This is a genomic window from Photorhabdus tasmaniensis, assembly GCF_011189505.1.
GTDB lineage: Bacteria > Pseudomonadota > Gammaproteobacteria > Enterobacterales > Enterobacteriaceae > Photorhabdus > Photorhabdus tasmaniensis.
The window spans coordinates 20,487-37,480 of sequence record NZ_PUJU01000015.1 but is presented as its reverse complement, the minus strand read 5'-3'; the positions used below and the strand labels follow the sequence as shown (position 1 = coordinate 37,480).

Sequence of the window (16,994 nt, the reverse complement as noted above, 5' to 3'; positions counted from 1 at the left end):
AGGCACCAACCAGAATGGCACATTGGTCAAACATATCCTGATGGATTTATTGTGCTTAGAGCCTATAGAAAGAGTCATTGCTGATATCTATATTCTTGATGAATTATTTTTCTGACTGATATTATTTATCTTTATATAACTCTTTAAGAAAATAAGTTTCTTACTTGAAAATACCTTATTTTTCCTTAGATTGCATTTTTGGAAGTCCTCTCTCTCATAACCATGTGAACTTACTGTGTATTATAATAATAAGAAACAAAAACGTCTATTCTTGTTGATTTTTGCGAGGCTCTACGCAATTTAAATGTAACAATAATGTGTTGTTATTTTTTTATTGACGCACTCTCGCATAAAGTTCAATTATGTGTTTATTCTGTTTTTAAAATAAATAGAATGTCTTACGAAAGGATGTAAGGAATTGTTAATGGAAGATAACATTAATATAACTGGTAGTTATAATATTGATAATCAATTAGGTTTTTCCTTATTGGAATTGATGATTGTTATTGTTTTAATTTCAATATTTTCTTTATGGGGGATACAAGCATGGGGCGATCATCAGGAAAGGACCAGATTACAGGAATCAGTACAGAAGGTATTAACATTTATCGCCAGACAGCAATCTATGGCAAATTATCTAAACAAAGAAGTCGTATTGTGGCTGAAAACGGGAAAAGAGTGGTGTATAGCGCTTTCTAGATCTGCACTTGCTGATTGTGATTTAGATACTGTTGAGGGTATAAAATCATCCTATCAGGATGTTGTTATAAGTTCAGCAACTAAGGAGCAGATAGAGTTTCATGGAATAAGAAACACGATGATGCCCGCGAGTTTTATCTTGGCTAATTCCGCAGGTGAAATATCAGTTATTTTTTCTTCACGAGGAAGAGTAAGATCATGTAGTAATAATAAGTTTAATAGTATCCCAGCTTGTGGTTAATGATGCTTTTTCTTATAAAATAAGTGATACTCTATTGTAATAATGGAACATAAAAACCAATCTGGAATGACATTGTTAGAAGTGATTGTGGCAATGGCTATTGGCACGATTATCTTACTGGCGATTGCTAAAAGTTACCCGGTTTTAACCAGACAAATAATGGAATTATATCAGCGATATCGTTTAGGCTATTTCGTTAAACAAACATTACATATTATAGAAAAAGATATTCGTCGAGCAGGATATTGCCAGTATTATTGCGATGGAAAGCCAATATTAATCAATAGTAAAAATGATGAAAGTGAGGATTCATGCCTAATTATTGCATACGATCTTAATGTAAATAACCAATGGGAACCACCAGAACACAGTGAGTCAGAATTCTTTGGCTATCGTCTTAGTAATAAGTCAGTGGAATGGAAAAGAGGTGCGGGTAACTGTCAGGGAAATGGCTGGGAAAGGCTATTTGACCCAAATGAGATAATGGTAGATTCATTTAAAGCAGAAAAATTACCAACAAAAGATGGATTAGTTTTTATCAAATTGACGCTTATTGCACATTGGTTTAAACATCCATCAATAAACTACCAATATCAGGCAGTAATACGTTTGCGCAATATCAGGGGATAAGTACCGTGACTGAGCATTCTCCAAATGTCTGCCTGCAATTTCAGCAAGGAAATGTATTGTTGATTTCAGTGCTGATGTTGCTGGCTGTCAGCCTTATGATGCTGAAAGCTTTACATCATCATCTTGATAATGCATTAATCATGATGGTCGATGAACGCAGATATTTAAAAGCTTTTCGGCAAGCAGAATCTGCATTGGCATGGGGAATGGCTCAGTCATGGCTACTTTATAGTGATAAAACAGAAGAATGGTATTGCCTGCAACAGCAGGAGTTCCATCTGACAAGTTGTTTAAAAAGGTACTCAAGTAATTTTTTTCTGCTGAAAGGTGTGGCAGAAGTGGCATCCGGGCAATCTGTCGGATTATATCAATGGATGAAATTAGTCTCTTCTGGTGGCAGTGATTCTCTTATTCCGGTAGAAAGCGGTTGGTTGGATTTCTGTCCTGAAGTAGATGAGGGGTTTTGCTCATGAAATCAGATCCTTTCTGTGATCATCAATCAGGGATGAGTTTACCCGAAGTTATGGTTGCCGTTATGGTCTTTTCTGTCTCTTTGCTGGGATTAATGCGTTATCATCAGGCGCTATTATTTGGATTTCAGCAACATTGGCAACAATCAAAGGCGGACAAATTATCTTATGGATACCTGGAACAATATGAATTAATTGCAGGTCAAAGTGCTTTAGCAGAATTAACACCGCCACCGGGATGGCATGCTGAATTTCAGACGACATATCAGTTATCTGATTGCTATCAGCTTACAGTTATAGTGACAACGCCTTATAATCAGCAAAGTAAAGCAAGCCGGTGGATTTGTTCAAACGGGAGTCCTGATGTTCAAGGTTTATCATTCTAATCAGTTGGATCTTCTTAAAGAGCTGATAACAATACTTATCGGAAATAATCCTCTGACTGATCCGTTTGAGCAGGAAGTCATTCTGGTACAAAGCCCAGGAATGTCACAGTGGCTGCAAATCCAACTGGCTGAAAGAATAGGCATATCAGCCAATATTTCGTTTCCGCTTCCGGCTACTTTTATCTGGGATATGTTTACCAAAGTATTGCCTGATATCCCTAAAGAAAGCGCTTTCAGTAAAGATGCCATGACATGGAAACTGATGACATTATTGCCTCAATTATTGCCAGAAGCAGAATTTGTTGCACTCAGGCACTATCTTGATCAGGATTTTGATAAACGGAAAATTCATCAATTGGCCGGGCGGGTTGCTGACCTGTTTGACCAATATCTTGTTTATCGCCCGCAATGGCTGGAAAGCTGGCAGCAAGGGCTGCTTATTGATGGTTTGAGTGATAATCAATTGTGGCAGAAGAGATTGTGGCTGGAATTAACGGAATATACCCACCAGCTACAACAACCTCAATGGCATCGGGCTAACTTGTATCGCCGTTTTATTTCGCTATTGGAAAACAGTACTGAACTCTCAGCTTGTTTACCGAAACGGGTATTTATCTGTGGTATTTCTGCGTTGCCGCCTGTTTATTTACAAGCCTTACAGGCACTGGGACAGCATATTGATATTCACCTGATGTTTACCAATCCATGTCAATATTATTGGGGAGATATTCAGAATTATGCTTTTCTGGCAAAACTGAACAGCCGTAAACCGCGTCACTATAAAAATAAGCAGGAACTGGAATATTTTAAAGATCCTGGCAATGCTCAATCACTATTTAACGATGAAGGTGAACAGGATATCAGTCATCCCTTGTTGGCGTCATGGGGGCGATTGGGGCGTGATAATCTTTATTTACTGTCGCAGCTTGAGCAAAGTTCGGATGTTCACGCTTTTGTCGAATTAGAACAAGACAACATGTTACATCAGCTGCAAAGAGATATTCTCTATCTGGAGGATCATGCCCAGATTGGCGCAACAAAAGAAACATTTGAAAATAGCCTGCAAAAACGGTTGATTAATCCTTCGGATTGTTCTTTGTCTTTCCATGTTTGCCATAGCCCTCAACGGGAAGTGGAAGTTTTACAGGATCAGCTTTTAAGGTTGCTGGAAGATAATCCATCACTGACGCCAAGGGATATTATTGTGATGGTCGCGGATATCGACAATTATACTCCCTATGTTCAGGCGGTATTCGGTAATGTCTCTGCTGAACGTTATATTCCATTCGCAATTTCTGATCGCAAAGCCCGTCAGGCGCATTCAATTTTACAGGTATTTATTACCCTGCTTGATTTACCTCAAAGCCGTTTTACCACTGAGCAGGTTTTAGCATTGCTGGAAGTGCCTGCTCTGGCAAATAAATTTGAAATTCATGAAGAGGGTTTACGTTTATTAAGGCGTTGGGTTGAAGAGTCTGGTGTTCGCTGGGGGCTGGATGATGACAATGTGGAAGAGTTATCCTTGCCGGTAACAGGCCAGCATACATGGCGTTTTGGACTGACCAGAATGTTGTTGGGTTATGCCATGGATAGTCGGTCAGGCCCTTGGAAAGAGGTATTGCCTTATGATGAATCCAGCGGTTTAGCGGCGGAGCTTGCCGGCCAATTAGCTGAGTTTTTAATGCAATTGAGCTACTGGCGCAAAATTCTGGGTGAGAATCAGACGTTAATGGGCTGGTTACCTGTTTGTCAGCAATTGTTGGAGGCATTTTTCGTCGCAGACAGTGAAACTGAATTAGTACTGGCAATGATAGAGCAGCAGTGGCAAAAAGTGATAGGCAATGGTTTGAATGCTCGCTATCAGGAAATCGTGCCACTGGTTCTGTTGCGGGATGAATTGGCGATTCGGTTTGATGATGAAAAAATAAGTCAGCGTTTTCTCGCTGGATCTGTCAACTTTTGCACCTTGATGCCCATGCGTTCTATCCCCTTTAAGGTTGTTTGTTTATTGGGAATGAATGACGGTATTTACCCCCGTTCAATTCCACCACTTGGGTTTGACCTGATGGCAGAAAAAAGCCAAAGGGGAGACAGAAAACGGCGGGATGATGATCGTTATTTATTCCTTGAAGCGCTAATATCCGCTGAACAGTTTCTTTATATCAGTTACATTGGCAAATCCATTCGAGATGATACGGAATGCAATCCTTCGGTGCTGGTTAACGAATTGCTGGATTATGTTTGCCAGAGTTTCTGCTTGCCGGGTAATAAAAAACTGAACGTTGATGAAAGTGCCGCTAATATCAGAAAACATCTGTTGTCTCTTCATACTCGAGTTCCATTTGCGCCGGAAAACTTTATACCGGGCAGTTATCAGCAAAGTTATGCAGAAGAGTGGCTACCGGCAGCAACTGAGCAAGGTGCGGCATATTCTGAATTTTGTCAGCCTATTGAAGCAGAACACATTCGGGAAATTACACTTGATGATTTAATCCGCTTTTACCGTCATCCCGTTCGGTTTTTTTTCCAGCGTTGCCTGAAAATAAACTTTGTCATTGAAGAAACGGAATTACCAGAGGAAGAACCTTTTGTTTTGGATAACTTTCAACGTTATCAATTTAATCAGCTATTGTTGAATACACTCATTGAACAACAATCGCCTGAGCCACTCTTCAACCGACTTCGTGCGGCTGGAGGGCTGCCTTTTGGTGCTTTTGGTGAGGTTTATTGGTTAAAACAGCAAAAAGAGATGCAGCCGCTGGCGGATAAAATTCGCGAACAACAAACAGAGACTTTCTCTGTCGATTTACATCATGATTTAGGGCAAGTCATTCTGACTGGACGAATTAATAAGGTGCAACCGGATGGTTTGCTACGTTGGCGACCAGCTAGTCTAACAGCAAATGATGGTATGCAGTTGTGGATTGAACATCTGGCTTACTGTTTTGCTGGTGGTCAGGGGGAAAGCCGCAGTTATGGACGTGATAACAGCGAATGGTGCTTTGCCCCGGTGCCGTCAGAACAAGCGAAAGATTATCTAAATCAATTGGTTGAAGGTTATCAGCGCGGAAGATCAGTGCCTTTGCCCTTGTTTTGTAAAAGTGGTTGGGTGTGGCTTTCAACATGTATGAATAAAGAAACGGGTGAGATTGACAGTAGTGATGAAATTCAATCAAAAGCTGAAAGCCAGCTATTGAAAGCATGGCTTGGGGACCAAGGACGCAGAGGGGAAGGTGACGATCCTTATGTTCAGCGGGCTTTCAGGCAGGTTGATAAATCATTTTTAGCAAAACTTAAACAGGAAGCGCTCAGTTATTTGTTACCGATAGCGCGATATCAGAACACATAGGGAGAATATCCGATAATGCATAAACATCTTGTCCGCATGATTGCTGTGATGTTCCTGCTTTTTTGGGGAACGGCAGGTTATGCACAAACACAACAGTGGCAGCCACTGCAAGAGACAATTCATAAAAGCGAAAATGATCACCGTCAGTATCAGGGAATCAAATTGGCAAATAATATGACGGTTTTGCTGGTGTCTGATGAGAAGGCGACAAAATCTCTGGCAGCGGTGTCGATTCCGGTTGGGAGTATGGAAAACCCTGACAGCCAGCTTGGGCTTGCGCATTATCTGGAACATATGGTTCTGATGGGGTCTGCCCGCTATCCACAGTCGGGTGGTTTATCTGAGTTTTTGCAAAAACACGGTGGTAGCTATAATGCCAGCACCGCCTCTTACCGTACAGCTTTCTACCTTGAAGTAGAAAATGAAGCGTTAGCTGATGCCACAGATCGTCTGGCTGATGCACTGGCTGAACCTTTGCTTAACCCGGTAAACGCAGATCGGGAGCGAAACGCCGTTAATGCGGAACTGACAATGGCGCGCGCTCGTGATGGGATGCGGGTTGCCCAAATACGCTCAGAAACCCTGAATCCTGCGCACCCAAATGCCCGTTTTTCTGGTGGTAATCTGGAAACGTTGAAAGATAAGCCAGGCAGTAAATTACAGACAGAACTGGTGGATTTCTATCAGCGCTATTATTCAGCCAATCTGATGAAAGGTGTCATTTACGGCAATCAGCCTATTGATAAACTGGCTCAAATTGCGGTTGATACTTTTGGCCGGATATCGGATAGAAAAGCGAGCGTACCCGCGATTACCGTCCCGGCAGTAACAGAAAAAGAGAAAGGAATTATCATCCATTATGTTCCTGCTCAACCGCAAAAAGCGTTGCAACTGGAGTTCAGTATTGACAATAACAGTGCTGATTTTCGCAGTAAAACGGATGAATATCTCGGTTATGTCATAGGCAATCGTAGCCTGAATACATTATCAGACTGGCTGCAAACTCAGGGGCTGGCAGAAAGTATCAGCGCAGGTGCCGCACCGATGATTGATCGCAACAAAGGTGCTTTTTTTATTTATGTTACGTTAACAGACAAAGGACTCGAGCAACGAGATCAGGTTGTTGCGGCTATTTTTGCTTATATCAATTTATTAAAACAAAAAGGCATTCAGAAAAGTTATTTTGATGAAATCGCTAAGGTTTTAAAGCTCTCTTTCCAATATGGCTCTATCGTTCGTGATATGAATTATATCGAATGGTTATCGGATGCTATGCTGCGGGTTCCCGTTGCCAATGTACTGAATTCCGGCTATGTGGCTGATAATTATAATCCGAAAGCAATTGCCAGTCGGCTTGCTGAGTTAACCCCTGAAAATGCGCGTATCTGGTATATCAGCCCAAAAGAGCCGCACAATAAACAGGCTTATTTTGTTCAGGCACCTTATCAGGTTGATCGAATCACATCACAGCAGCAGTCAAAATGGCAGCAGCTAGAGGAACAGATGAACTTTTCTCTGCCGGTGCCAAATCCTTATATTCCTGACGACTTGAAACTGATAAAAGCAGGTAAAAGTCAGAAGCATCCTGAGATGATTCTTGAACAGCAGAATCTCCGTTTGTTCTATATGCCAAGCCAATATTTTGCTGATGAGCCTAAAGCCAGCATTGTTCTTGATTTGCGCCATGCGGAAAGTCTGAACAGTGCCCGTAAGCAGGTAACTTCCTCTTTGCTTGATTATTTGGCAGGGCTTTCCCTTGACCAGCTTGGTTATCAGGCTTCTGTTGCAGGAATGAGTATCTCTAGTGGCTCATCGCAGGGATTGCAATTAGGCGTCAGTGGCTACACTCAGAATCTGCCGCAACTCTTAACCTCTTTAATCAGTAATTACATGGCGTTTACGCCAACTGACAGTCAACTCGAACAAGCTAAATCCTGGTATCGCGAACAGATAGAAGTTTCTAATAACGGTAAAGCTTATGAAATGGCGATGCAACCATTGAAGCGCCTTTCTGCGGTGCCTTACACGGAACAATCTGTTCGCTTGAAAGAGCTGGAAACCATCACCATTCAGGATATTGTTGACTATCGTCATCAGATGATCAAAAACGCGGCTTTGCAGATGATGATCATGGGAAACCTGACCGAACAGCAGAGCAAAGTCATTGCTGAATCTGCCCATCATCAACTGGCAAATCAAGGAAGCCACTGGTGGAGTGGGAACAAGGTGGTGATTGATAAAAATTACCCGGTTAATTTCCAGCGTGTTGGCAGCAGCACCGACGGTGCTTTAGCCGAAGTTTATATCCCGACGGGGTATGACCGTATAGAGGGTTATATTTATTCAAGTTTGTTGAGCAATATGCTTCAAACTTGGTTCTATGAGCAGCTAAGAACAACGGAACAATTGGGGTATGCCGTGTTTGCTTTCAATACCAGTGTCGGGGAACAGTGGGGATTGGGTTTTCTGCTACAAAGTAACAGTAAACAACCAAAATACTTGAATCAGCGTTATCTGGATTTCTATCAGAAAGCAGCGAGTAAACTGAAAGTGATGTCTCAAACTGATTTTGAGCAGTACAAAAATGCGCTGATTAACGAAAGACAGCAGCCGCCACAAACTTTCTATAGTGAAGTTGCCCGTTTCTCCGGTGATTTTAGCCGCAATAACTTTAGTTTTGATAGCCGAGATAAGATGCTTGAGGTACTAAAGAAAACCACACAGAAGCAACTGATTAATTTCTACCAGGATGCGGTAACCAAACATCACGGACTGTCATTGATTTCCCAAGTGATTGGCAAATCAGCAACCCCGGATGGGTATGCGAAATTGAAAGGTTGGAAAACCTATCATAATGTCACTGAACTTCAGAAACAGTTACCTGTTGAGGTAAGGGCTCAGTGAGTACAGAGATATCTGTCCATAGGCTTAATGCATTAACTCTGCCGCTGAATGGTCAGCGGCTGATTGAAGCTTCTGCCGGGACGGGTAAAACCTACACCATTGGCATTTTATATCTCCGTTTGCTACTTGGATTGGGGAAAAATGCCGCTTTTCCACGGCCTTTAAGCGTGGAAGAAATTCTGGTGGTGACGTTTACGGAAGCCGCAACAGATGAGCTGCGTGGTCGCATCCGTGAAAATATCCATAAACTTCGCCTGGCTTGTATTCGAAGCGAAGTAGAAGGCGCAGAATCCGACTATCAACAGCTATTGGATGAAATTCCGGATAAAGAGCAAGCAGCTATCTGGTTGTTGGCCGCCGAGCGGCAAATGGATGAGGCCGCGATTTATACCATTCATGGTTTCTGTCAGAGAATGTTGGCGCATAATGCTTTTGAATCTGGGATTTTGTTTGAACAGACATTAATTCAGGATCAACATCCATTAGAAAAACAAGGGTGTGCTGATTTCTGGCGGCGTTACTGCTATCCATTGCCGTTGTCAATGGCAATGGTCATCAGTCAGGAATGGAGTGGGCCGGAAGCACTGTTAGCTGAACTACACCCTTATTTACAAGGGGATATGCCATATATTGTTGATGCGCCAGACAGTGATGAAACGCTGTTAAGCCGCCATGAGAAAATTATCCAGTTGATCAGCGGCGTTAAAGGCCAATGGAATGAAGTGGCTGGAAAATTACATGATTTAATTGCAGGTTCTGGTGTAGACAAGAGAAGTTATAGTAGTAAGCACTTACCAAATTGGCTGAATAGAGTCACTGATTGGGTTCAGGAACCTACAGATGATTATCAGTTACCAAAAGAGCTGGAGAAATTCCGGCAGTCGGTATTAACAGAAAAGACAAAAAAAGGTGATGTACCTGAGCACTCACTTTTTGTGGCTATCGATGATTTATATCAGCAACCACTGACTTTACGTGATTTGATTATCTCCAGAGCGATTATTGAAATTCGCCAATCAATCCGCCGGGAAAAATTGATACGTGGTCAGATGGGATTTGATGATTTACTAAGCCGTCTTGATGATGCTTTGAAAGGCCCGGGCTGTGATTTGCTTGCTCAAACTATCCGCCAGCGCTATCCGGTTGCGTTGATTGATGAGTTTCAGGATACCGATCCACAGCAATACCGGATTTTCCATACCATCTATGGCGATCAACCTGAAAATGGGTTGCTATTTATCGGTGACCCTAAGCAGGCTATTTATGCATTTCGTGGTGCAGATATTTTCACTTATATTCGTGCCCGCTCTCAGGTAAGTGCTCACTATACTCTGGAGACAAACTGGCGCTCGGCCTACTCAATGGTACAGGCAGTCAACAAGCTATTTATACGTTCAGAAAATCCATTTTTGTTTGAACAAATCCCTTTTATTGAGGTTTCTGCGGCAGAGAAAAATCGGGGACTTTCTTTTAGTTATGACGGTCAAGAACAGGCAGCGTTGAATTTCTGGTTACAGCCAGGAGAAGGTATTTCTACCGGAGATTATGAACAAACGATGTCACGGCTTTGCGCTGCGCAAATTCGTGATTGGTTGCAGGCTGGCAGTGAAGGACGTGCTCTGTTGCATAAGGGAGATGATTCCCGGCCTGTGGCTGCTGCCGACATTACTGTTTTGGTGCGTAGCAGAAAGGAAGCCATACTGATCCGTAGCGCGCTTAACTTGCTATCCATTCCTTCTGTATTTCTTTCTAACCGGGAAAGTGTATTTGATACCGCAGAAGCAAAGGATGTTCTTTGGTTACTGCAAGCTGTATTGTCGCCAGAGAAAGAACGTGTTCTGAGAAGTGCGCTTGCCAGTGGTTTATTTGGTTTGACTGCTCGTCAGATAGACAAGCTGAATCATGATGAAAAGGCGTGGGATCAGTTAGTTGATGAATTTGATGGTTATTTCCGTCTGTGGCAACGCCGTGGAGTGTTACCGATGTTACGGGGGGTAATAGCAAACCATCATATTGCTGAAAATTTGCTTGTCAGTTATGAGGGTGAACGGCGTTTGATGGATGTGATGCATATTGGTGAGTTATTACAGGAGATATCTCTACAACTCGACAGTGAACATGCGGTTACCCGTTGGCTGGCTCAACAAATATCTCATCCTGATCCACAGTCGGAAAACCAGCAAATGCGGCTGGAGAGCGATCGCCATTTGGTACAAATCTGTACTATTCATAAATCTAAAGGGTTGGAATATCCGCTGGTATGGTTGCCATTTGTCTGTAATTTCAGGGCGCAGAAACAGGCGATATATCATGATCGTACAAGTTTTGATGCTTGCCTTGATATTTTCCCTAATGAGGAAACGATCAAACTGGCGGAAGAAGAAAGGCTGGCAGAAGATTTGCGTTTGCTTTATGTCGCATTGACACGCTCTGTTTACCATTGCAGTGTCGGTGTGGCTCCACTGATAAAAGGCAATAAGAAAAAGGCCGGGGATACTGATCTGCATCAGTGTGCTCTGGGTTACCTGCTGCAAAAGGGAGTTAAAGGTGATGCTGATTTTCTGGCGAAATGTCTTAATGAATTGAGCGGGGATGGGATTATTATCTCCGCAATCAGTGATACTGATGATAGTCCATGGAAATCACGAAGCCAAAATGATTTATTGCTGACGGCAAGGCAGTTTAATCGTAAGGTTCAGGATGATTGGCGGATCACCAGTTATTCTGGTCTACAAAACTCTGCTGTTCATCATGGTAATACTTTCCCTCGTGTTGTTGGGGAAGAGTCTATTGACGTCATTGTTCAGTCTATCGCGCCAAAGTTGGATGTTGATGCCAGTGGTGAGAAACAAATAGCAGAACAACCTGAAATGACACCACATACATTTCCACGGGGAACTTCTGCGGGGACTTTTTTGCACTCTATTCTGGAAGAGCTTGATTTTAGCCAATTGCCTGATGAGAAATGGTTGGCAGAACAACTGAAACCGGCCGGGTTTGATGAACACTGGAGTGGGGTATTACAACAATGGATGGCAGATATTTTTACAACTCCATTGAATGATGAAGGTATACAGCTTGCAGAAATTTCGCTTCATCACCAACAGGATGAAATGCAGTTTTATCTGCCGGTTGAACAACTTTTGCGAGCTCAGGAGCTGGATGCGGTGATGCGTCGTTACGATCCTGTTTCTGCCCGCTGCCCTCAATTGGAATTTCAGCAGGTAAAAGGCATGCTGAAAGGGTTTATTGATTTGGTTTTCTGTTGGCAAGGCCGGTTTTATGTACTGGATTACAAATCAAACTGGCTGGGCGAGGGGAGTCAGGCTTATACCCACGAAGCAATGGAGAAAGCCATGATTGAGCATCGCTATGATCTGCAATATCAACTTTATACACTGGCATTGCATCGTTATTTGCGTCACAGATTGGTTAATTATGATTACCAACAACATTTTGGCGGCGTGATTTATCTGTTTTTGAGGGGAATAGATAAACAACAACCGGGCAATGGTATTTTCAGTTGTCGCCCTGCGGCTGAATTTGTGGATGCTTTGGATCTGCTTTTCCGTGGTAATGAACAGCCTGATAAAGAGAAAAATTGATGATTTCGTTATTACGACAGGCAGTAGATCTCCGGCTCCTGCGCTCATTGGATTTACAGTTTGCTCGTACATTGATTGAGGATGAAGATCCTGTTCTGTTGTTGGTCATGGCGTTGTTGAGTGCTGAAACCGGTACCGGCCACGTTTGCCTTCCTGTTAACCGGATAACACCTGAACATTTTTTTGATGGGCGACATCGTGAATTTGCGGAGCAGTTATGGCAGATTGCAGGCAGACCTGATGAACAGAGTTTACTGGTGGCACTGGAAAACTGTGCTGCCGTCAGTAGTGGTTTTCAACCAACGCCTGTTGTGCTTTCGCATAATCGACTCTATTTGCAGAGAATGTGGCAAAGTGAGTGCCAGGTGGCCGCTTTTTTCTCCGCTAATCAATCAGCCGAGAGTATTCAGGAAGAGCAGCTGAGAACGATTCTGGATGAATTATTCATACTGTCTGATGAAACAGTGGACTGGCAAAGAGTGGCTGCTGCTGTAGCAGTGACTAGCAGAGTTTCAGTTATCTCTGGTGGACCGGGAACCGGCAAAACGACAACCGTTGCTAAGTTATTGGCGGCCTTAATCAAGCTTAACCCGGATAAAAAACAGATTATTCAATTGGCGGCACCGACGGGAAAAGCGGCTGCCAGATTGACTGAATCTCTTAACAGTGCTGTTAGAAAATTGCCTCTGACAGAAAAACAGTTTGAATCTATGCCAGATCAGGCGCAGACGATTCATCGACTGTTAGGCGCTCAACCTGATAGCCAGCGATTGCGCTATGACCGAGATAACCCATTGAATCTGGATGTGCTGGTGGTGGATGAAGCTTCAATGGTGGATTTACCCATGATAGCCAGGTTGATTGATGCATTGCCACCCACGGCGAAAATCGTTCTGCTGGGTGACCGTGATCAATTGGCGTCAGTGGAAGCTGGCGCTGTGTTGGGTGATATTTGTCGTTTTGCTGAACAGGGATACAGTGTTGTAAGAGCGGAACAGCTAAGTCGGTTGACGGGATGTCATTTGGTTGCAGGTGATCAGGAAAACGTTCCAGAGGTTCGTGATCGTCTGTGCTTATTGCGCAAAAGCTATCGTTTTGATGCAGATTCGGGAATTGGGCAACTTGCTGCGGCAGTTAATCAAGGAAAAAGCCGGCAAGCTCTCTCTATTCTGCAACAGCCATTGGATGATATCTGTTTTTACCCACTATCAGACGATGCAAATTATCAGCGGTTGCTGACAGAAACGGTATCGGGTTATCACGCTTATTTGCAACGGGTAGCAGAGCAGGCACCTGCTAAAGAGATTCTGGCTGAATTTAACCGCTACCGTCTGTTGTGTGCACTCAGAGAAGGGCCATTCGGTGTCAGTGGGCTTAACGAGCGAATAGAACAGCTATTGCATCGTCAGGGGCTTATTCGTCGCCCTGCCGGGATTTTCAGCCGTGGTTATGCTGGCCGGCCAGTCATGATTGCCCGTAATGACAGCACACTGGGGCTATTTAATGGCGATATCGGTATTATGCTCAGGGACGAAAATAATGAGCTGCGTGCGTATTTTCAACTGCCTGATGGGCAGATTAAAGGAATTCAGCCAAGTCGTTTACCACAGCATGAAACCGCATATGTGATGACAGTGCACAAATCGCAAGGCTCAGAATTTGAGCATACGGCTTTGGTACTGCCAACCCAATTTGTACCGGTTGTCAGCCGTGAATTGGTCTATACGGCGATGACCCGCGCCAGAAAAAAACTGACTCTTTATGCACATGAGGCGGTATTGCGTCAGGCTATTCAGACGCCGACTCAAAGGCGAAGCGGGCTGGCTGAACGGCTCAGTCAGTAGGTGGATTGGCAAGAAACATCGGTCTTTTGTGACAGTTTCAGAGTGGCGCGGGGAGTAGTCACTGTTTCTTATTGTGAGAAAAAATGAGTCGAGGTGATGGCTGCAAGTTTATTATCAGTAAATTTGAGTTTGATTTATTGGATATAATAGCGTCAGGGCGATGATATTAATAATACACCGTATCTATTTATTTGGCTCATTTCATCATTTTGGCGTATTTATATTGGAGGCTAATGAAAATGTTTAAAATGTATTGAGCAGATAAATAATTCTTTTGTATAGCCTGGGCTTACTTTTTATTATAAAAAACAGTAAATAAAATAGCCTAATAGCAATAGAGATTTAAGTATTTGAGGTATGTTTTGCGTTTTTGCAAGGGCTCAGTTTTGTTTCAGATCTGGATAATTTAACCGCCTTAACAAATTTGGATAATATTTAATCTTAATTAAAACAATAAGTTGAATTAAAGATTGAGGTGTATTATTTTATCCACAATGACAATAATGCAAGTGGTTATCATTTGCATTTGAATTTTTTTAAGTTGTTTATATAATTCCTCAAGTTTTTTACTACAAGGGGATGTTTACCTATGTTTGATAAGGTATCGCTTGATAGAGCAATGCGACTGATAAAGCCGGGAATCGGTAGCCAACTGATCTGTTTTCATTACGCCGGAGGCAGAGCAGAATATTTTATCCCCTGGCGTGACGGAATTTCAAAAGATACTGCGGTTTATGCCGTTCAATTACCTGGACATGGCTCGCGGATTAGCGAGCCGTTACAAACTTGTATTCATCAGTTGGCAGACAGAGTGGTCGAGGCCTTGAATATTTTGCCTTCACGTGCGACTTATTTTTTCGGGCATAGCATGGGCGCTGCGCTGGCATTTGAGGTGGCATTGCGTATGCAACAACAGGGTAGAAAAATCTGTGCATTATTTGTTTCTGCTCGCCTGCCGCCGCACAAAAATAGTGGTAATGATTATCACCGTCGGAATGAACAGCAACTGCTGAATAAAATTACGTCTCTGGGCGGTTCTGCGATTGATTACCAGACAATGCCTGAATTGAAGGCGTTGTTAATGCCCATTTTCCGTGCGGATTTTCAGGCTATCGAAACATATCAACGCCGTTGCCAGCAACAACTTGATTGCCCGGTATTTGCTTGTGCAGGCGAACGCGATACGGAAGTTTCTCCGGAAGAGATGGCGCAGTGGCAGGGGATAACTAAAGGGAAATTTGAACTGAAAGTGTTTGATGGCGGGCATTTTTACCTCAACGATAAATCTTCAGCTTTATTTGACTATATCAACACTAATATTGATGCGTCATGGCATCATTCGCGCAATCAATGAGTTTAGGAAATATCATGAAATATAATCATAACCTTGTTGGTTTATTTGGCCTTTATTGCGCGTAAGGTGCTCCTTTGGGGTTGGCAATTTTTGCTTTGCCGGGGATCTTACGGCAACAAGGGGCTGATATGCAGTTTATCGGCCTTATTGGTTTATGCATGTTACCCTGGGCATTCAAATTTATCTGGGCTTCTTTCATTGAAAACCATAAACCGTGGGGATTTGGCAAACTTTCTGCCGGATTAGCCTGGATTCAACTATTTAAAATACTTTCATTGCTTGCTGTCGCTTCTCTGTGGTTTTTCAGCCCACAAACTGATGTCATCGGTTTGCTGATCATACTCACATTCATCAATCTTCTTTATGCCAGCCAGGATGTTGCGGTTAATGCTCTGGCTGTGCGCACTTTTGTAGGCAGCCGTTATGTCAAAGTGAATGTCGGTCAGGTTGCAGGGTTTAGTTTGGGAATTCTGGTTGGTGGTATTCTCAGCCTTTATGTTTTCAGCTCTGTGGGTTGGCACAACATGGCGCTGTTCTTTTTACTGGTTCAGGTAGTTTGCCACATTCCATTTATGCTTAATAAGGATAAATTTAATCATCATGGTATATTGTGTTTTACATTTAATCAACGTTAATCATATTCGGTTTTTATCTTTATTGAAGCTGTTTTACTGGCAATTCTGAGCAGCTTTTATAAGTTACCATCCTTTGTTTTATCTTCATAAATAAACTCGTAAATAGCTTGGTGGTATAAAGATACCCCGTTATGTTTTTTCGGATAATATTCTTTTTCTCGCTGATTTATTTCAAGTTTTATGTTAATGGTTAATGTAATTTAAAAAAACCGCACTTATAGTTAAATCCGTTTTTTATATAAAAGATTTAATATATTTGTTTTCGTGCTTTTAAATGGTTATGGCAGAATAGGTAAATGTAAAATAAGCGAAGGATAACGTCGTTGATAAATGCATTAAACATGATAGGGAATAAGCCGTTTTTAGTTATTCTGTACCTTTTCAAAATCTGGCATTAATGGATACCTGTTTTTTATCCTCAGTTAACAAATCACCGAAAAAAACAGCTTACCGATCGACATCTATTTAAATGGTGTTTAAATAAATCGGCAAGCTCATTTAATACCCCCCGAAAAACACGGGGAGGGAAAACACCGAATGAATTATTTAAAGGAATACGAACATGTTTACTTCCAGATTAACGATGTTGCACTGATTATGTGAATTCACCCTTCATGTATATTATTTTTTATAATTTCTGAATTGAAAAGGTCGAGAACGATTAGCTCACAGATTGAACTTGGCATTTCTTCTATATCCCGTATTACATCTTTTTTTAGATTTAATCTAAGTTCTTTACATATCCATAGAAGCCAAGAAACTTCGTTATGATGGTCAGAAATTGAGTGAGATTTCATTAGGTTATTACAAAACCTTTTTATGGTTGTGTAGTTCACATCATAATTATAATGATAGGTTATTAAGATATTTTTAATAA

9 protein-coding genes and 1 pseudogene are annotated in these 16,994 nt (G+C 42.2%); all 10 read left to right on the top strand.

The features are described 5' to 3' along the window. Nucleotides 1-424: 424 nt before the first annotated feature. A complete protein-coding gene (locus C5471_RS09090; RefSeq protein WP_133813715.1) occupies nt 425-940 on the top strand; it encodes a prepilin peptidase-dependent protein in 516 nt (171 codons plus the stop codon). Between the two features lie 42 nt (nt 941-982). Next, nucleotides 983-1,570 (top strand): prepilin peptidase-dependent protein, encoded by a 588-nt coding sequence (locus C5471_RS09085; protein ID WP_133813716.1) that lies wholly within the window; start codon nt 983-985, stop codon nt 1,568-1,570. Between the two features lie 5 nt (nt 1,571-1,575). Then, nucleotides 1,576-2,043, top strand: a complete 468-nt coding sequence (locus tag C5471_RS09080; protein WP_208862170.1) for a DUF2509 family protein — start codon at nt 1,576-1,578, stop codon at nt 2,041-2,043. Next, a complete protein-coding gene (locus tag C5471_RS09075) occupies nt 2,040-2,426 on the top strand; it encodes a prepilin-type N-terminal cleavage/methylation domain-containing protein (protein WP_133813717.1) in 387 nt (128 codons plus the stop codon). Before C5471_RS09080 ends, C5471_RS09075 begins: the two co-directional genes overlap by 4 nt. Next, nucleotides 2,404-5,775, top strand: coding sequence for an exodeoxyribonuclease V subunit gamma (recC, locus tag C5471_RS09070; RefSeq protein WP_133813718.1), 3,372 nt, complete (start codon nt 2,404-2,406; stop codon nt 5,773-5,775). Before C5471_RS09075 ends, recC begins: the two co-directional genes overlap by 23 nt. Nucleotides 5,776-5,790: 15 nt before the next feature. Further along, on the top strand, nt 5,791-8,679 hold the full coding sequence (ptrA, locus tag C5471_RS09065) for a pitrilysin (protein WP_133813719.1): 2,889 nt from the start codon (nt 5,791-5,793) through the stop codon (nt 8,677-8,679). Further along, on the top strand, nt 8,676-12,284 hold the full coding sequence (gene recB, locus C5471_RS09060; protein ID WP_133813720.1) for an exodeoxyribonuclease V subunit beta: 3,609 nt from the start codon (nt 8,676-8,678) through the stop codon (nt 12,282-12,284). The genes ptrA and recB overlap by 4 nt, the downstream gene beginning before the upstream one ends. Continuing rightward, nucleotides 12,284-14,128 carry an exodeoxyribonuclease V subunit alpha gene (recD, locus tag C5471_RS09055; protein ID WP_133813721.1) on the top strand — a complete coding sequence of 615 codons (1,845 nt, stop codon included), beginning with the start codon at nt 12,284-12,286 and terminating at the stop codon, nt 14,126-14,128. Before recB ends, recD begins: the two co-directional genes overlap by 1 nt. 589 nt (nt 14,129-14,717) lie before the next feature. Continuing rightward, a complete protein-coding gene (locus C5471_RS09050) occupies nt 14,718-15,482 on the top strand; it encodes a thioesterase II family protein (RefSeq protein ID WP_133813722.1) in 765 nt (254 codons plus the stop codon). Between the two features lie 128 nt (nt 15,483-15,610). Beyond that, nucleotides 15,611-16,075, top strand: a pseudogene (locus tag C5471_RS09045) (MFS transporter); the annotation flags it as partial. Nucleotides 16,076-16,994: the final 919 nt, after the last annotated feature.